The following is a 15672-nucleotide window of genomic DNA, read 5'->3' on the forward strand; positions in this document are numbered from 1 at the left end:
CTAATCACTGAGACGTGCGCGGCGGCCGTGATCGCCGTCAGCGCCACCCGAGTGCCGGAGCGACGTGCACGAGGATGTTCTCCAGGACGTGCGCGTTGAAGTCGACGCCGAGCTGGTTCGGGACGGTCAGCAGCAGCGTGTCGGCCTCGGCGATCGCCTCGTCCTCCGCGAGCTGCTTGACGAGCAGTTCGGGTTCGGCGGCGTAGGAGCGGCCGAAGATGGCCTTCTGCGGTCCGTCGATGAACCCGATCGAGTCGGTGCTCTTGCCGTCACCGCCGAAGTACATCCGGTCGAGGTCCGTGGTCAGCGCGAAGATGCTGCGCGACACCGACACCCGCGGCTCGTGCTCGTGCCCGGCCTCGGTCCAGGCCTTGCGGAACGCCCTGATCTGCTCGGCCTGCTGGACGTGGAACGGCGCGCCGCCCTCGTCGAACTTGAGCGTGGAGCTCATCAGGTTCATGCCCTGCTGCGCCGCCCACACGGCCGTGCCGTTGGAGCCCGCGCCCCACCAGATCCGGTCCCGCAGGCCCGGCGAGTGCGGCTCGAGGCGCAGCAGCCCCGGCGGGTTCGGGAACATCGGCCTGGGGTTGGGCTGGGCGAACCCGCCGCCTTCCAGCACCTTCAGGAACAGCTCGGTGTGCATGCGCGCCATGTCGGCGTCCGTCTGGCCCTCCGCCGGCCCGTAGCCGAAGTGCCGCCAGCCGTCGATGACCTGCTCGGGCGATCCCCGCGAGATGCCGAGCTGGAGCCTGCCACCCGAGATGAGGTCGGCCGACCCGGCGTCCTCGACCATGTACATCGGGTTCTCGTAGCGCATGTCGATCACGCCGGTGCCGATCTCGATGCGCTCCGTCTTCGCGCCGATCGCCGCGAGCAGCGGGAACGGCGACGCGAGTTGCCGGGCGAAGTGGTGCACCCGGAAGTACGCCCCGTCCGCGCCGAGCTCCTCCGCCGCGACGGCCAGGTCGATCGACTGCGTCAGCACGTCGGCCGCCGACCGCGTCTGCGAGTGCGGGCTGTCCGTCCAGTGCCCGAACGACAGAAAACCGATCTTCTTCATGACGTCCAAGATAGTTCAATTTTCAAGTAAATGCGCGCGGCGTCGGTCACTGCCGCTTGAGCAGCCGATGTGTCCTGCGCACGGCCGCCAGCCGCTCCTCGCCGTTGATCGCGAGCGCCTTGACCACGGGGTCCTCCGGCCCGCGCCGCTGCCGGATCTCCTGCAACCGCCCCTGCACCGTCGTCGGCTGCCCGTCCGGCCCGGTACTCATGTCGCAGTACCAGAGCGCGTCCCGCAGCCGCCCCCGGTTGTCCGGGAACTCCGCCAACTCGCCCCCGAGCCCGACCAGCTGCGCCACCGCCGACGCCCCCGAGTGGTGCGCCACCAGCGAGCAGACCCGTTCACTCAGACCGGCGCGCTTCAGATACCGCGCCCCGTCCAACGAGTGCAGCCCGGTGTCCTTCACCTCCGCCGCGTACCCGATGTCGTGCACCCAGGCCGCCGCCACGAGCAACTCGCGTTCGTCCTCGGGCAACACCCGAGCCACCCGCTCGGCCCGCCGCGCCACCCCGGCCGTGTGCGCCCACCGCTTCGGCAACTCGGGGGCGAGCAACCTGCGTGCCGTGTTCCGCGCCCAGGTGGCCAGGAACGAGCTCTCCTGCGCCTCCACCGGGAACGCCTTCGCCGAGGCCCGCACCTCCCGCGCCACGAAGAGAGGCACGTACTCCTGCACCCTCGCGCTCCCGAACCGCGCCTTGGCCCGTTCGATCCACTCGTGCACGAGGCTCGGCGGAACGTCCCCGAACTCGCGCACCAGCCGCGACTCCAGGCGCCGGATCCGCTCGTCGGCCTGGCTCACAACCTCCGCCGTGGTCGTCACGGCTCCACCGTAAGCCTTCAGCGGGACGCGGTCACCCGGTCGGCCGCACCCCGCGCAGCCGGAGCACCTCGGCGCGGGCGTGCGCCACCTCGGCCGTCTCGTGGCCGCGCGCACGGGCGATCTCCCGGGCCAGGTCCGCCGCCGCCTCCTGGAGGTGCCGGGCCCGGCCCCGGTTGTGCACGAGCTTGCGGAACGCCTTGCGGTCCTTCCGCAGACCGCTGACAGCCGACAACAGCGCCGGATCGACGGCCTCGCTCTCCGGCCCGAGGATCTGGCGGATCCAGATCCGTTCCTGCCGGGCCGCGTGGCGCAGGACGTAGAAGAGCGTCAGCAGTTCCACGACCGCGATCACGAACGGCAGCAGAATGGCCAGCACGGCGACGCCCCCGCTCAGCCCTCCCATGTCGTCCCAGGCGAAGTGGAACACCATCGCCGTCAGCATGGTCAGGACGCCGCGCGGCACGTTGCGGTCGCCGGGCGTGCGCCCCAGCACCCACATGAGGCCCGCGCAGAAGATCGCGCTGAACAGGGCGTGCGAGACGATGCCGACGGCGCCGCGGACCACGAAGATCTGGACCGACGAGGCGAGCTGGTTGGTGCCGAACGTCTGGGCGGCGCCGTTGTAGACGTAGAGGACGTCCTCGAACACCTGGAAGCCCAGGCCCAGGAACGCGCCGATGATGAACCCGTCGTAGGCACTGCGCACCAGCCGCGGGGCCAGGCCGATCAGCAGCACGAGGCCGAGCGCCTTGCCGAACTCCTCGTTGATCGGCGCGGTGAGGCCCGCCGCCCAGTCGGAGGCGAACTCGGTGCCGCCGACCTTGGACCAGATCTCCAGCAGCGCGGTGTTGGCGGGCAGCGCGATCCAGAACGTCGCGGCCAGGCCACCCCAGGCGAATGCCGCCGCCAGCAACGTCGCGGGCTGTGCGGTGTACCGGTTGTGGTGGCGCAGCAACAGCAACCACGGCACCAGGTACAGGCCGAACAGCAGCACGCCGCCGGTCAGCGCCGGGCTGTAGAAGTGCGCGCCGGGGCCGAAGTAGCGCAGGATCGCGAGCGCACCGCCCCCCACGCCCACCAGGTAGACCCAGAACGCCAGGTTGCGCGGCTGCACGAAGCGGAACGGCAGTCCCCAGCCCGACTCCTCGATGGCGGCGAGCTGCGCGGTCTTCGGGTCGGCTGTCGTCGTCATCGGGTCGCTCCCGCGGTGATGCTGCGGACGAACTCGCCCACGACGTCCTGCTGCCGTTCGTACTGCCCCGGCGCCGTCCGCACCCGCACCAGCAACGCGGGCGCCGTCTCGGCCTGCCCGGCCGGTCCGGCCATCTTGAACGCCACGTCGAGGCCGTCGCCCTGTGGCGAGGTGCTGCCGAGCGCGACCCCGACCAGGCCGCTCGCCGTGGTCACGGTGCCGCGCGGTCCGTCGACCCCGGCACTGCCCTCCGACCGCACCACCTGGTCCAGGAAGGCGTCCGCCGTGCCGGTGAACGCCGTGCCGCGCAACGAGATCGTCGCGCCGCCGGTCGCGAGCTGCACCTGCAGGCTCGCCGGGGAGGCCGAACCGGAACCGGTCAGCGCGCCGTCCTCGAGCTGCCACCCGACCGGCGGGACGGCGGTGGCGCCGCCGCCGAGGTCCAGCACGTCGCCCGCGCGGATCTCGTTGTGCCACGGGATGAGGGCGTTCACCGCGGGCAACCCGGCCAGCAGCACCAGCGCGATGACCAGGACGCTCAGGGCGGCGCCGAACGTCCGCCGGTCGAGTCCGAGGAACCGGTGCTCGACCGGCACCCACCCCTGCGGTGCCGCCTCTGTCATCCCCAGCTCCTTCGTCGTCGCCGCGCACCACTGGACCACAGTTGACCGGGCTCGGCAGGGCGACGAGCAAGATCGGACTACGGTGTGATCATGACGTTGAGCGGTGACGCCACCCTGGTCCTGCCCGAGTTCGACGCGCCCCCGGCCGACCCGGTCGTCCTGCTGGCCGAGTGGTTCGCCGGCGCCGTCTCCCGCGAGGTCAGCGAGCCGTTCGCGATGGTCCTCGCCACCGCCGACGACCGGGGCCGTCCGTCCAGCCGCGTCGTGCTGTTCAAGGAGTTCGCGGACGGCGGCCTGGTCTTCGCCGGCTCGAGCACCAGCCGCAAGGGCCGTGACCTGGCGGCGAACCCGCAGGCCGCCGCCAACTTCCACTGGCGCGAGACCTTGCAGCAGATCACCGTCGTCGGCACCGTGCAGAAGGTGGCGCCCGAGGCCTCCGACGCCCTGTTCGCCGACCGCCCGCGCGCCGCCCAGGCCGCGGTCATCGCGTCGGAGCAGAGCACGCCGCTCGACGACGAGTCCGCTCTGCACGGCCGCGCCGCAGCCCTGGCCGACAGCGACGAACCGCTCTCCCGCCCGGAGGCGTGGACGGGGTATCTCCTGGTGCCGGAGGAAGTCGAGTTCTGGCAGGGCAAACCGAACCGCCTGCACCGCCGCCTGCGCTACGTCCGCACCGGCGAGGGCTGGCTCGCCGAACGCCTGCAGCCCTGACGGTTCACACCGGGTAGGTGTGCGTCTCGGTCGCCTTCACCGCCGCCCACAACGAGTCGCCGGGCCGCAGCCGCAGGTCCGCGAGCGTGGCCGTGGTGATGTCCGCGAGCACGGACGGCACGCCGTCGAGCCGCACGCGGGTGGTGTGCGCGTGCTGCTCGATCGCCGACACGGTCACCTGCCACGTGTTGCGCGGGCTGCCGTCCGGCCGGGCCACGTGCAGACTCACCGCGGTGGGCGGGAAAGCCACGTGCACCTCGCCGGTCACCGGCGCGGCGACGGTGAGCACACCGCCGTCCGCCAGGTCGACGACCGTGCCGTTCGCCTTGCCCCGGTAGAGGTTGAGGCCGACGAGGTTGGCCACGTAGTCGGTGCGCGGCTGCCGGGCGACCTCGGCGGGCGGGCCCTGCTGGACGGCGCGGCCGTGCTCCAGGATCACCAGCCGGTCCGCGAGGACCATCGCGTCCAACGGGTCGTGCGTCACCAGCAGCGTGTGCCCGCCGAACTCGGCCAGGTGCCTGCCCAGCTCCGTGCGGACCTGCAGCCGGGTGCTCGCGTCGAGCGCGGCCAGCGGTTCGTCCAGCAGCAGCAGGCTCGGGCCGGTCGCGAGGGCGCGGGCGAGCGCGACCCGTTGTGCCTGGCCTCCCGACAACGCGCGGGGCTTGCGCTGGGCGAACTCCGCGAGCCCGACCCGGTCGAGCCACCGCGCCGCTTCCGCCCTGGCCTCGACGCGCCGGGTGCCGCGGGCTCGCAAGCCGAACGCGACGTTCTCCAGCGCGGTCATGTGCGCGAACAGCAGGTAGTCCTGGAAGACCACGCCGATCGGGCGCTGCTCGGCGTGCAGGAACGCGCCGTCACCGTCCCAAGTGGACTCGCCGAGCGTGATGCTGCCCGAGGTCAACGGCGACAGGCCGGCCAGCGCACGCAACGCGGTCGACTTGCCCGCGCCGTTCGGGCCGAGCAGCGCGACCACCTCGCCGGGCGCGATCGCCAGGTCGAGTTCGAGGTCGAAGGTGCCGCGCGTGACGCGCAACGCAGCGGTCAGGGTCATGTCGGCCCGCTGATCCACCGGTCGCGCAGACCGGCCAGCACACCGACGGACACCAGCAACAACACGATGCTCAGCACGATCGCCGCGTCCGGATCCGTTTCCAGCGCCAGATAAACAGCCAACGGCATGGTCGTCGTCTCGCCGGGGAAGTTGCCGGCGAACGTGATCGTCGCCCCGAACTCCCCCAGCGCCCGCGCCCAGCACAGCACGGCACCGGCCACCACCCCCGGCAGCACGGACGGCAGCGTCACCCGCCGGAACGTCAGCCAGCGCGACGCCCCCAGCGTGGCCGCCGCCTCCTCGAACCGCGGATCGGCCGCCCGCAGCGCGCCCTCCACCGAGATCACCAGGAACGGCATCGCCACGAACGCCTCGGCCACCACGACCCCGGCCGTCGTGAACGGCAACGAGATCCCGAACCACGCGTCGAGGTGCTCACCGATCAGCCCACGCCGTCCCAAAACAAGCAACAGCGCCACACCGCCGACGACCGGCGGCAGCACCAGCGGCACGGTGACCAGCGCCCGCAGGAACCCGCGACCGGGCAACCCCGAGCGCGCCAGCAGCCAGGCCAGCGGAATCCCGAGGAAGAGGCAGAGCACGGTGGCCAAAGAGGCACAGATCAACGACAGCCGCAGCGCCTCACCGACCTCGGCGCTGAGCAAAGTGGACAGCGACGTCCACGGCGTCTTGATCAGCAGCCCGGCCAGCGGCACCAGCAGGAAGGCCAGCCCGAGCACGGCGGGCAGGACGAGGACGACGGGCAGCCGTCCCCGCACCCGGTTGCGCGTCACGGGCGGCCGGAGCCCGGCGCGATCGGGAGTGTGGACATTTCAAGCCTCCGGCACTTCTCGACGGCGACGTGGATCCGCAGATCCGACACCAGATGATCCTAGTTGCCGCTTCTGCGGAACAGCGACAGGTCCCGTCCCGACGTTCGGCGCGGCCTAAGGTGTGGCCATGGCGGACCTGCTGACCATCGACGACGTCCGGGCCGCGGCCGAGGTGCTCGACGGCCGTGTGCTGCGCACGCCCACGCTCGCCTCGCCGGGCCTGTCCGCGCTGCTGGGCGCACCGACGACGGTGAAGCTGGAACTGGTGCAGCGCAGCGGTTCGTTCAAGATCCGCGGCGCGCTCGCGAAGATCCTCTCGTTGTCCGACGAGGACCGCGCAGCCGGTGTGGTCGGTGTCAGCGGCGGCAACCACGGCATCGCGCTGGCCGCCGCCGCACAGGAACTCGGGGTGGCCGCGACCGTCGTCATGCCGTCCTCGGCGCCCGCCCGGTCCGTCGAACTCGCCCGCGCCTCCGGTGCCGACGTGCGCCTGACCGACGGACTCGCAGCGGCGTTCGCGCTGCTGGGCGACCTGGTGGAGGCGGGCGCGACGCTCGTGCACCCCTACGACGACCCGATCGTCGTCGCCGGGCAGGGCACGGTCGGGCTGGAGTTCGCGACCGACGCGCCGGACGTCACCGACGTGCTGGTGAGCGTCGGCGGCGGCGGGTTCATCTCCGGTGTCGCCACGGCGTTCCACTCTCTCGTGCCGGGTGTGCGCGTGTGGGGTGTGGAGACCGAGGGCGCCGACGCGATGCGCCAGGCACTCGCCGCGGGCGGACCGGTCGACATCACCCCGACGTCGATCGTCTCGACGTTGTCGGCGCCGCACGCCTCCCAGCTGACCTACGACCACGTCACGTCGCTGGTGGAGGACGTGGTGCTGGTGTCCGACGCGGACGCCGTTCGCGGGTCGATCACGCTGGCGGAGACGCAGAAGGTGTGGGCCGAGCCCGCCGCCGGATGTCTGCTGCCGGCCGCCCGGACGGTGCTCGACCGGGTCGGGCCCGGCGCGCGGCTGGGCGTTGTGGTGTGCGGCGGCAACGTGACGTTCGACGACGTCGTGCGCTGGACCCGTTAACGGAGCTTCGCGAGGCGCGTGACCATCTCGCCGATCGCGGCGTCCAGCGGCGGCAACGGGAACGCGTCGCGCGTCTGCACCAGCCCCGTCAGCGCGGCCAGCAACAGCGCGGTGTCGAGGGCGGGGTCGGTGCTCGCCGACTCCCCGGCCGCGACACAGCGGTTCAGCACGTCCACCAGCCCGTCGAACGCGACCCGCGCGCCGAGGCTGACCTCGTTGCCCGGGGTCAGGATCAGTTTCCTGCGCGCGGGATAGGCGAAACCCAGCTCGACGTAGGCGGAGTAGCGCGCGAGCATTTCCGCGCGCGGATCGGTGATTTCCGCGACGGCGGCGTTCGTTTCTTCCGCGATCTGGTCGAACGCCATTTCCCGCAGCCGCGCCTGCAACTCCGACAACCCCGGGAAGTGCGGGTAGATCGCCGGTCCGGTGATCCCCGCCGCCCGCGCCACCCCGCGCAACGTCACCAGCTCGGGTGAACCCAGTTCGTCCAGCAGCTTCAGGGCCGCCTGCTCGATCTCGGCGCGCAGCAACCCACCCTGGCCGCGCCGGTTCTGCCGGCGGCGCGGCGCCTCCCCTGCCGTCATGAACCAGATCGTACCCATTCCGGAATGCCGTCGATCGAGTCGTGACCAGCATCACTATGCACCCGTTTAGCGATGGTGCATGCTGGAAGCCGGAAACACCGATCGAGGGGAACGAACATGACGACCGTGGACAGGCCCGCGTATTTCGACGGGTTCATGGCACCGGTGCCGGACGAGATCGAGGCCGTCGACCTGGAGGTGACCGGCACGCTGCCGCCGGAGCTCACCGGCCGCTACTTCCGCAACGGCGCCAACCCACTGCCCGGCACCTACCCCGGCCACAACTTCATGGGCCAGGGCATGCTGCACGGCATCCGCCTGGAGAACGGCCGCGCGGGCTGGTACCGCAACCGGTGGGTGCGCACGCCGATGCTCGACGGGGTGCACCCGGACATGGGCGACCCGTTCGGCCCGAACGGGATCATGCGCAACAACTCGTCGAACACCAGCGTGCTGCACCACAACGGGCGCATCCTGTCGCTGGTGGAGAACGGCTTCCCGACCGAGGTCGCGCCGGACCTCACCACCGTCGGACCGTTCGACTTCGGCGGCAGGCTCAGGACGGCGATGACCGCGCACCCGAAGGTCGACCCGGTCACCGGTGAGCTGCACTTCTTCGGCTACGGCATGCGCCCGCCGTTCGTGACCTACCACGTGGCGACCGCCGACAGCGAGATCGTGCACAGCGCCGACATCGAGGTCCCGGCGCCGACGATGATGCACGACTTCGCGATCACCGAGCACCACGTCGTGTGGCTCGATCTGCCCGTGGTGTTCGACTTCGACCTCATTCGCACGCCGGGGCTGCCGTTCCGGTGGAGCGACCGGCACCGCCCGCGCATCGGCGTGATGCCGCGCCACGGCACGAGCGCGGACGTGCGGTGGTTCGACGTGCAGCCCGGTTACGCCTTCCACGTGGGCAACGCGTTCGAGGACGCGCACGGCCGTGTGGTGCTGGACGCGGTGGCGTACAACGCTTCCGGCTTCAACGAGATCTGGACGGGCCTCGGCGGTTACGCGGACCTCTCGACCGCGCTGTCGAACACCCCGACCCTCGGCGGCAACCTCTACCGCTGGACCCTCGACCTGGCGACCGGCACCGTGACCGAGGCGCCCGTCGACGACCTGCCCGTCGAGTTCCCCACGGTCAACGACACCCGCACCGGCGTCGGCCACCGCTACGTCTACGCGGTCAGCACACCGCTGCTGCTCGACTCCGTGCGCCGCCCGTCGATCGTCAAGTACGACTCCACCACCGGCGAGCGCCGCAGCCACGTGCTGGCCGACGGCTGGATCCCGGGCGAGGCGGAGTTCGTGCCCGCCGCCGACGACACCGGCGAGGACAGCGGCTGGCTGCTCTCGATCGTCAGCAACGAACGCGCCGACACGGCCGAACTGCTCGTGCTCGACGCCTCCGACGTGACGGCGGGGCCGGTAGCCTCCGTGCGGCTGCCCAGGCGGGTGCCGTCCGGTTTCCACGGCGCGTGGATCGCCGACGAGGCCTAACGGAGGATCCGACCGTGCGACACGACGATCCGCTGGCCGTCGCGGTGGTCACCGCTATTCAGACAGGTGACGTCCCCGCGCTGGCACGCCTGCTCGCGGACCATCCGGGCCTCGCGACCGCGCGGATCGTCGACGAGCACGGCCACGCGCGGAGCCTGCTGCACGTGCTGACCGACTGGCCCGCACGCCGCCCCAACTCCGCACGGACCGTGGCGGCACTGGTGGAAGCGGGCGCCGATGTGAACGCACGGTTCGAAGGCCCGCATCGGGAGACGCCGTTGCATTGGGCCGCCAGCGCCGATGACGTCGAGGTGCTCGACGCGTTGCTGGACCACGGCGCGGACATCGATGCCGACGGGGCGGTCATCGCCGGCGGCACCCCGCTGACCGACGCGCGGGCGTTCGCGCAGTGGGCGGCGGCGCACCGGCTGGTCGAGCGCGGCGCGGCCGTGACGCTCGCCGACGCCGCGACGCTCGGGCTGCGCGACCGGCTCGAAGCACTGCTGGCCGGGGCGAGCCAGGACGAGCTGAACGTGGCGTACTGGGGCGCGGGCCAGGGCGGTCAGCCGGAGTGCGCGGCACTGGTGGCGGCCGCGGGCGCGGACGTGGACTGGGTCCCGCCCTGGGAGTCGCGGGACACGCCCTAGTCGAGGAACGCCCAGTCGATCTCGCCGTCCCGCACCTGCGCGCGGTACTTCCCGAGCACCACGCCGCCCGTCCGCAACGCCTCCAGGACGTCGGCGAGCATCGCGTCGACGCTCGGCCACAACTTCGCCCACATGTAGTCGTCGTGCCACCACTCGCACACGCAGCCCGACTCCGGTCCCGGCCGTTCGTCGACGTAGAGGTAGTCACCGGAACCGTTGGAGGCGATGGGCAGGAACGTCCGGCGGAAGTCGGCCGACGGCGTTCCAGCCGGTCCGTCCGGGTCCTCGGGGTGCGGCGAGTCCTCGCACAGCTCGGCGAGCCGGACACGATCCGCCGCGGCGTCGTCGGGGGCCAGGACCTCGTACATCGTCGGGATGAGGTTGCGCAGCCCCGCCAACAGCCAGATTCTCTGGTCGCCGGGCCGCGCTGTGGAGGTCGCGAAGGTGACGGGCGCGTGGACCCGCACCCAGTCGTGCAGGAGAACGGCGGGATCATCGGTCACGACGACGATCTTCGCGTCCCCGGCGGCTACCGGGTCGCGCGGGTCCCGGTCACCGCCGCCCAGACCGCGAGTCCCAGATAGGCGACGCCCTCGACGCGGGGCTGGGCGGCCCGCAGGCGCGGTCTCGTGCGCAGCCAGCCGCCGATCGTGCCGGACGCGTAGGCGAGCAGGACGTCCCAGACCACGCCGATCACCCAGAACACCGTGCCCAGCACCAGGATCTGCCGCGCTTCCGGTCCTTGCCCGGCCTGCACGAACTGCGGGATGAACGCCAGGAAGAAGATCAGCGTCTTCGGATTGCCGAGGCCCACCAGCAGCCCTTTGCCGAGCGAACGGGAGACCGGGGCGAGTTCCGGTGCGGGCGCCTCCTGCCACCGGCTGCGCAACGCCTGCACGCCCAGGTACGTCAGGTAGGCGACGCCGGCCCAGCGGATCACCTCGAACACCGCGGCGGACGACGTCAGCAACGCCGACAGTCCGACCGCGGCGAGCAGGACGCGGATCGCGGACGCCGTCGAGATGCCCGCGACGGCGGCGAGCGCCGCCCTGCGGCCGTGGCCGATGCCCTGGGCGAGCACGAAGATGGTGGACGGGCCGGGACTGACCATGGCGATGACCGAGACGACCGCGAACGTGAGAAGTGTCTGCTGCGTGGGCACGGCGTTCACGCAACCCCACCGGACCGCCAGCTACAAGCGATGATTTCCACCGGACCGTTCGGTGTCACCGTACAATCGCGGTGTGCTGGACATGCGCCGCCTTCAGGCACTGCACGCCGTCGTGGAACACGGGTCGGTGCGGGCGGCCGCGCAGGTGCTCGGGTACACGCCGTCGACGATCAGCCAGCACATCAGCGCGTTGGAACGGCAGACCTCGACGGTCCTGCTGGAACCGTCGGGCCGCGGCGTCCGGCCCACGGCGGCTGGTCTGCTGCTGGCCGAACGAGCCGCGGACCTGCTGGCGCGCATGGCGGAGACCGAGGCCGCGCTGTCCGCGCTCACCGCCGGGGAGATGGGCGTGCTGCGGCTGGCCTCGTTCGCGACGGCCGGCGCCGAACTCATCCCGCCCGCGCTCGCCACGACGCGCGCCCAACTGCCCGGCCTCGACATCACGTTGCGCATCGCCGAACACGACGACGCCCTCGACCTGCTGCGCGCCGGAATGCTCGACCTGATCGTCGTCGAGACGCACGACCACCCCGAGAACACCGGCGCGTTGAGCTACCTGCCGTTGCTGACCGACCCGTTCCGCATCGTGCTGCCGAAGGGCCATCGCCTGGCGCGACGCCGGGTCGTGTCGCTGGCCGACGCCGCGGACGAGCCGTGGATCGACATCCGCAGCGAGATCGGCTGCTGCCACGCTGCGACGAACGCCGCCTTCCGCGCCGCCGGGTTCACGCCCCGGCGCGAGGTGGAGGCCGACGAGTACTGGCCGGCGCAGGGGTTCGTCGCGGCCGGGCTCGGGCTCGCGCTGATCCCGGTGCTGGCGCTCGGCGTGCAGCACACCGGAGTGGTGGTGCGCCGGCTGGCAGCTCAAGACCAGCCGGTGCGTCACGTCCTGGCGGTCACCCGCCCGGCGGTCGAGCAGACCACGCCGGTCCGCACGATGATCGCCGCGTTGCGCCGCGAGATCAGCCGCTGAAGTTCGCGAACAGCAGGCTCGCCAGCCCGAGTCCCACCAGCAGGTTGAACACCGTCGCGCTGGCGAACACCCCGATCGGCTTCCAGCCCGCCTCCCGCAGCGGCGCGACCCGGAACTCCAGTCCGATCGACACGAACGCGAGGATCAGGAACAACGTCCGCAGGTCGTTGACGGTCGTGATCACCGTCTTGTCGCCACCGGACTCCAGGAACACCGTCGCCACGACCGACGCGACCAGGAACCCGAGCACGAACTTGGGGAAGCGCTCCCACAACGCCCGCCCGCTGACCTTCGCCTCGCCGGTCTTCTCGACCTTCAGCGCGAAGTAGGCCGTCAGCGCCACCGCGACCACGCCGAGCAACGCGTTCTGCGTCGTCTTGACGATCGTCGCGATCTGCAACGCCTCCTCGCCCACCAGCGCACCCGCCGCGCTCACCGCCGCGGTCGTGTCGATGTTGCCGCCGATCCACGCGCCCGCCACCGCCGTCGGCAACCCGAACGCGTCCACCAGCAACGGCAACACGAAGATCGACGGCAACGCGAAGATGATCACCAGGCTCGCGGTGTACGCGAGCTGCTCCCGCCGTGCCTGCACGGCCCCGGCCGCCGCGATCGCCGCGCTGACCCCGCAGATCGACACCGCCGACGACAGCAACGCCCGCAGCTTCGGCTCCAGCCCGACCTTCCCGCCCAGCCACCAGGTGAACCCGAACACCAGCGTGATCAGCAGGAACGCCTGGGCGATCGCGGGCCCCGCCGCCTTGACGATCACCGCGAAGTTGATCGACGCGCCGAGCAGCACCAGGCCCGTCTTGATGAAGAACTCGGTCCGGAACCCGGCGGCCAGCTTGTCCCGGAATCCGAGACCGGTCAGCACCGCGTTGCCCAGCAGGCCGAGCACGATCGCGTAGACGGGGTACTCGACGCTCTTCGCGATGCCGCCGAGCCAGGTGCCCTTGGTGAACACCGGCACGTTCTGCTCCAGGTACCTGGTGAGCGCGCCCAGCACCACCACGACCGCAACGCCGCCGACCGCCCACCAGAGCTGAGACCGTTGCCGCGCCTGGACTTCCGTCATCAGGGCACCAGCCAGCCCGGGATGAACTGCGTCAGCACCAGTGCCAGCAGCACCAGTCCGACGATCGTGGCGGCCCAGTCCTCGTTCCACGCCAGCCTGCGCTCGCGGCGCACGCCCTCGTCCGTCTCCACCCGGTCCTCCTCCGCTCGGGCGTCATCGTCCGAGCCGAGCGGCAGGCCGGGCAAGGGCTCCCGCTATGTGGAACGGCGTTCTCGTGCAATACCTCCTCCTCCGACGTCGTCACGCGATAAGGAGACAGCGCACACGTGACGACCCGGAGGGGAAGCAATGCGTCGAGTCGGTACAGCAGTGATCTTGGCGGTGCTCGCGAGTTTGCTCACGGCACCGGCCGCGCGCGCCGCCGAGAGGTTCTGGACGTTGCAGCTCAACCTGTGCAACAGCGGGATCGCGGGCTGCTACGCGCAGGGCCGGTCGGTCGCCGAGGCCGCCGGGCTGATCCGCCAGGTGCGCCCGAACCTCGTGACGCTCAACGAGATCTGCTCCGGCGACGTGCCGGGTCAGCTCGCTCCGGCGTTGACGGAGGCCTGGCCGGGCGACCGGATCTACCACTTCTTCGCACCCGCCCTGCGGCGCGATACTGGCGCCCCGGTCAAGTGCGCCAACGGTCAGGACTACGGCAACGCCGTGCTCGGCCGCGTGTCCGCCGCCGCCTACCAGGGCGTGACGACGTGGACCGGGAAGTACGCGACGCAGGACAGCGGCAACGAGCAACGCACCTACGCCTGCGCGTACGCCGTCGGTGACCACCTCGGGTGCACGACGCACCTGTCGGCGAGCAGCGAACCGGTCGCGCTGGCGCAGTGCCGGTCGTTGCTGTTCGACGTGATCCCCGGCATCCGGTCCTCGACAGGTCTGACCGGCAAGACGATCGTCGGCGGCGACTTCAACCTGGAGTACGACACGTCCGATCCGGAGAACGCGCAGAACTGCGTCCCACCGGGACACGTCCGCAAGGGCGACGGCAGCGTCCAGCACGTTGTTTTCACACAGGACAACGCGTTCGTCAGTTCGTCGAAGTACGGCCTGCGGTACACCGATCACCCCGGCTGGCTGGTGCGCCTCACGAAACCGTGAGCCGGGATCAGGCGGGCGGTGCGAGCACCACGGCGGAGTTGTGGCCGCCCATCCCGAGCGACGACTTGACCGTCAGCCCGTCCCGCACCGGCGTGGGCCCGTTCAACAACCGGGGGTGTCCCGGCGCGACGATCGGCGGCGCCGGGATCACGCCGCTGTCGTACCCCATCGCGGCCACGGCCACCTCGATCGCCGACGCCGCCCCCTGGCAGTGCCCGGTCAGCGGTTTCACGGAATAGATCCCGGTCTCCGGACCGAAGAGCTGCTCCAGCACGGCGGCTTCGGCGGTGTCGCACTGCGCGGTGCCCGGCCCGTGCGCGTTGAGGTAGCGCACGTCGGCGGCGCTGACCGAGGCGTTGTCCAGGGCGTCGGTGAAGCAGGCGGTGATCTGGTCGAGCGCCGGATCGATCGACGTCACGTGGTACGCGTCGTGCGACATAGCGCCGCCGAGGGTGAGGGCGTACGGGTTGGTGGCGTGCCGGGACAGGACGAACGCGACGGACGCCTCGCCCATCACGAAGCCCCTGCTGCCCTCCTGGAACGGCCGGCACGCGTCGAGCGGTTCGGAGTCCACGATGGCCACGCCGAGGCGGACGAAGTGGGACACGTTCTCCGGCGTGAGAGACAGATCGGTTGCGACGAACACCACGTCGTCGACGATTCCGGCGTCCAGCCAGGCCTTCGCGGTGATCAGACCGGCGTTGCCGGACGCGCACATCGCCGAGACGTTCATCGCGGGACCGTGGAACCCGTATTCCTGCATGAACGTCGACATCGGAGTCGAAGGCATCAACGCGAGGTAGTCGTGGACCGGCAACTTCCCGCCGCGGGTGACGTAGAAGTCGCGCCACAGGTCCACTTCGCCCAACACCACTGCGTGCATTAGGCCCACTCGCCGACCGGGACGCCACCCGCGCGTTCCGGCGTCCTCGATGGCCTCCCGGGCCGCCGCGCGCATCGCCCGCGCGAACCGGCTGGGACCGTCCACCGGGTCGCCGCCCTCGCCGACGTACGCGGCCCAGACCGTGTCACCGGGGTATCGGCCCAGCTCAGGAACTATGGACGCGGCGGGCTTGCCGCTCATCAGCCCCTCCCAGAGCGACGGGCGGTCCCACCCGTACGCGCTGACGACACCGATTCCGCAGATGCCCACACCAGGCGCGACCATAGCTTCCAGCTCCCCCACACCGAGGGCCAACGACTCGAATGCCTGCAAGGATAACTGGGCAAAAGGGCTCCCAGCGAGC

General features: G+C 71.2%; 18 protein-coding genes. 6 read left to right on the forward strand and 12 right to left on the reverse strand.

What is annotated here, in order from left to right; translation table 11 throughout:
• Nucleotides 1-37: 37 nt before the first annotated feature.
• The 4 genes from JNUCC0626_RS11955 to JNUCC0626_RS11970 are packed head-to-tail and all read right to left on the reverse strand — an operon-like array spanning nucleotide 38 to nucleotide 3695.
• Entirely contained in the window at nucleotides 38-1060 is a 1023-nt protein-coding gene (locus JNUCC0626_RS11955) for an LLM class flavin-dependent oxidoreductase (RefSeq protein ID WP_394619779.1), read from the reverse strand.
• A 46-nt stretch (nucleotides 1061-1106) separates the two neighbouring features.
• The gene (locus JNUCC0626_RS11960; RefSeq protein WP_394619780.1) at nucleotides 1107-1880 is read right to left on the reverse strand and encodes an HD domain-containing protein; all 774 of its coding nucleotides are present in this window, start codon (nucleotides 1878-1880) and stop codon (nucleotides 1107-1109) included.
• Between the two features lie 31 nt (nucleotides 1881-1911).
• Nucleotides 1912-3072 (reverse strand): PrsW family intramembrane metalloprotease, encoded by a 1161-nt coding sequence (locus tag JNUCC0626_RS11965; RefSeq protein ID WP_394619781.1) that lies wholly within the window; start codon nucleotides 3070-3072, stop codon nucleotides 1912-1914.
• Nucleotides 3069-3695, reverse strand: a complete 627-nt coding sequence (locus JNUCC0626_RS11970) for a hypothetical protein (protein ID WP_394619782.1) — start codon at nucleotides 3693-3695, stop codon at nucleotides 3069-3071. Before JNUCC0626_RS11970 ends, JNUCC0626_RS11965 begins: the two co-directional genes overlap by 4 nt.
• Nucleotides 3696-3785: 90 nt before the next feature.
• On the opposite strand from JNUCC0626_RS11970, the gene phzG reads away from it, so the two are divergent.
• On the forward strand, nucleotides 3786-4406 hold the full coding sequence (gene phzG / locus JNUCC0626_RS11975) for a phenazine biosynthesis FMN-dependent oxidase PhzG (protein WP_394619783.1): 621 nt from the start codon (nucleotides 3786-3788) through the stop codon (nucleotides 4404-4406).
• 4 nt (nucleotides 4407-4410) lie between these two features.
• Here phzG and JNUCC0626_RS11980 read toward each other — a convergent pair whose 3' ends face one another.
• Both JNUCC0626_RS11980 and modB read right to left on the reverse strand, forming a co-directional pair.
• On the reverse strand, nucleotides 4411-5457 hold the full coding sequence (locus JNUCC0626_RS11980; protein WP_394619784.1) for an ABC transporter ATP-binding protein: 1047 nt from the start codon (nucleotides 5455-5457) through the stop codon (nucleotides 4411-4413).
• On the reverse strand, nucleotides 5454-6251 hold the full coding sequence (gene modB, locus JNUCC0626_RS11985; protein ID WP_394619785.1) for a molybdate ABC transporter permease subunit: 798 nt from the start codon (nucleotides 6249-6251) through the stop codon (nucleotides 5454-5456). The genes JNUCC0626_RS11980 and modB overlap by 4 nt, the downstream gene beginning before the upstream one ends.
• A 166-nt stretch (nucleotides 6252-6417) precedes the next feature.
• Here modB and JNUCC0626_RS11990 point away from each other — a divergent pair, with 166 nt between their 5' ends.
• On the forward strand, nucleotides 6418-7371 hold the full coding sequence (locus tag JNUCC0626_RS11990; protein ID WP_394619786.1) for a threonine ammonia-lyase: 954 nt from the start codon (nucleotides 6418-6420) through the stop codon (nucleotides 7369-7371).
• Here JNUCC0626_RS11990 and JNUCC0626_RS11995 read toward each other — a convergent pair.
• The gene (locus JNUCC0626_RS11995; protein WP_394619787.1) at nucleotides 7368-7955 is read right to left on the reverse strand and encodes a TetR/AcrR family transcriptional regulator; all 588 of its coding nucleotides are present in this window, start codon (nucleotides 7953-7955) and stop codon (nucleotides 7368-7370) included. The two genes, JNUCC0626_RS11990 and JNUCC0626_RS11995, sit on opposite strands and share 4 nt — an antisense overlap.
• 117 nt (nucleotides 7956-8072) lie before the next feature.
• Between JNUCC0626_RS11995 and JNUCC0626_RS12000 the strand changes: the two genes are divergently transcribed.
• Both JNUCC0626_RS12000 and JNUCC0626_RS12005 read left to right on the forward strand, forming a co-directional pair.
• Nucleotides 8073-9461: a carotenoid oxygenase family protein gene (locus tag JNUCC0626_RS12000; protein WP_394619788.1), complete on the forward strand. Its 1389-nt coding sequence runs from the start codon at nucleotides 8073-8075 to the stop codon at nucleotides 9459-9461.
• A gap of 14 nt (nucleotides 9462-9475) precedes the next feature.
• Nucleotides 9476-10108 carry an ankyrin repeat domain-containing protein gene (locus JNUCC0626_RS12005; protein WP_394619789.1) on the forward strand — a complete coding sequence of 211 codons (633 nt, stop codon included), beginning with the start codon at nucleotides 9476-9478 and terminating at the stop codon, nucleotides 10106-10108.
• Here JNUCC0626_RS12005 and JNUCC0626_RS12010 read toward each other — a convergent pair.
• Together JNUCC0626_RS12010 and JNUCC0626_RS12015 are read right to left on the reverse strand one after the other, a co-directional pair.
• Nucleotides 10105-10611 carry an SMI1/KNR4 family protein gene (locus tag JNUCC0626_RS12010; RefSeq protein WP_394619790.1) on the reverse strand — a complete coding sequence of 169 codons (507 nt, stop codon included), beginning with the start codon at nucleotides 10609-10611 and terminating at the stop codon, nucleotides 10105-10107. The two genes, JNUCC0626_RS12005 and JNUCC0626_RS12010, sit on opposite strands and share 4 nt — an antisense overlap.
• Before the next feature lie 26 nt (nucleotides 10612-10637).
• Nucleotides 10638-11270 carry a LysE family translocator gene (locus JNUCC0626_RS12015; protein WP_394619791.1) on the reverse strand — a complete coding sequence of 211 codons (633 nt, stop codon included), beginning with the start codon at nucleotides 11268-11270 and terminating at the stop codon, nucleotides 10638-10640.
• A gap of 91 nt (nucleotides 11271-11361) precedes the next feature.
• Here JNUCC0626_RS12015 and JNUCC0626_RS12020 point away from each other — a divergent pair, with 91 nt between their 5' ends.
• Nucleotides 11362-12252 (forward strand): LysR family transcriptional regulator, encoded by an 891-nt coding sequence (locus tag JNUCC0626_RS12020; protein WP_394622021.1) that lies wholly within the window; start codon nucleotides 11362-11364, stop codon nucleotides 12250-12252.
• Here JNUCC0626_RS12020 and JNUCC0626_RS12025 read toward each other — a convergent pair.
• Complete coding sequence (locus JNUCC0626_RS12025) at nucleotides 12242-13330, reverse strand: YeiH family protein (RefSeq protein WP_394619792.1); 1089 nt, start codon at nucleotides 13328-13330, stop codon at nucleotides 12242-12244. The two genes, JNUCC0626_RS12020 and JNUCC0626_RS12025, sit on opposite strands and share 11 nt — an antisense overlap.
• On the reverse strand, nucleotides 13330-13461 hold the full coding sequence (locus JNUCC0626_RS12030) for a hypothetical protein (protein WP_285640710.1): 132 nt from the start codon (nucleotides 13459-13461) through the stop codon (nucleotides 13330-13332). The genes JNUCC0626_RS12025 and JNUCC0626_RS12030 overlap by 1 nt, the downstream gene beginning before the upstream one ends.
• A 157-nt stretch (nucleotides 13462-13618) precedes the next feature.
• On the opposite strand from JNUCC0626_RS12030, the gene JNUCC0626_RS12035 reads away from it, so the two are divergent.
• Nucleotides 13619-14425 carry an endonuclease/exonuclease/phosphatase family protein gene (locus JNUCC0626_RS12035; protein WP_394619793.1) on the forward strand — a complete coding sequence of 269 codons (807 nt, stop codon included), beginning with the start codon at nucleotides 13619-13621 and terminating at the stop codon, nucleotides 14423-14425.
• A gap of 7 nt (nucleotides 14426-14432) precedes the next feature.
• Here the strand turns inward: JNUCC0626_RS12035 and JNUCC0626_RS12040 are convergent, their stop codons facing one another.
• On the reverse strand, nucleotides 14433-15593 hold the full coding sequence (locus JNUCC0626_RS12040) for a beta-ketoacyl synthase N-terminal-like domain-containing protein (RefSeq protein ID WP_394619794.1): 1161 nt from the start codon (nucleotides 15591-15593) through the stop codon (nucleotides 14433-14435).
• Between the last annotated feature and the right edge of the window lie 79 nt (nucleotides 15594-15672).

The sequence above is a fragment of the Lentzea sp. JNUCC 0626 genome (assembly GCF_043632865.1).
Lineage (GTDB): Bacteria > Actinomycetota > Actinomycetes > Mycobacteriales > Pseudonocardiaceae > Lentzea.

Excerpts from the sequence above, each read along its gene's own strand:
- JNUCC0626_RS11980 (WP_394619784.1), bottom strand. The coding sequence starts at position 5,457 with ATGACCCTGACCGCTGCGTTGCGCGTCACGCGCGGCACCTTCGACCTC.
- JNUCC0626_RS12000 (WP_394619788.1), top strand. The coding sequence starts at position 8,073 with ATGACGACCGTGGACAGGCCCGCGTATTTCGACGGGTTCATGGCACCG.
- JNUCC0626_RS12040 (WP_394619794.1), bottom strand. The coding sequence starts at position 15,593 with ATGGTCGCGCCTGGTGTGGGCATCTGCGGAATCGGTGTCGTCAGCGCG.
- phzG (WP_394619783.1), top strand. The coding sequence starts at position 3,786 with ATGACGTTGAGCGGTGACGCCACCCTGGTCCTGCCCGAGTTCGACGCG.
- JNUCC0626_RS11990 (WP_394619786.1), top strand. The coding sequence starts at position 6,418 with ATGGCGGACCTGCTGACCATCGACGACGTCCGGGCCGCGGCCGAGGTG.
- JNUCC0626_RS12035 (WP_394619793.1), top strand. The coding sequence starts at position 13,619 with ATGCGTCGAGTCGGTACAGCAGTGATCTTGGCGGTGCTCGCGAGTTTG.
- JNUCC0626_RS11965 (WP_394619781.1), bottom strand. The coding sequence starts at position 3,072 with ATGACGACGACAGCCGACCCGAAGACCGCGCAGCTCGCCGCCATCGAG.
- JNUCC0626_RS12020 (WP_394622021.1), top strand. The coding sequence starts at position 11,362 with ATGCGCCGCCTTCAGGCACTGCACGCCGTCGTGGAACACGGGTCGGTG.
- JNUCC0626_RS11955 (WP_394619779.1), bottom strand. The coding sequence starts at position 1,060 with ATGAAGAAGATCGGTTTTCTGTCGTTCGGGCACTGGACGGACAGCCCG.
- JNUCC0626_RS12025 (WP_394619792.1), bottom strand. The coding sequence starts at position 13,330 with ATGACGGAAGTCCAGGCGCGGCAACGGTCTCAGCTCTGGTGGGCGGTC.
- JNUCC0626_RS11970 (WP_394619782.1), bottom strand. The coding sequence starts at position 3,695 with ATGACAGAGGCGGCACCGCAGGGGTGGGTGCCGGTCGAGCACCGGTTC.
- JNUCC0626_RS11995 (WP_394619787.1), bottom strand. The coding sequence starts at position 7,955 with ATGACGGCAGGGGAGGCGCCGCGCCGCCGGCAGAACCGGCGCGGCCAG.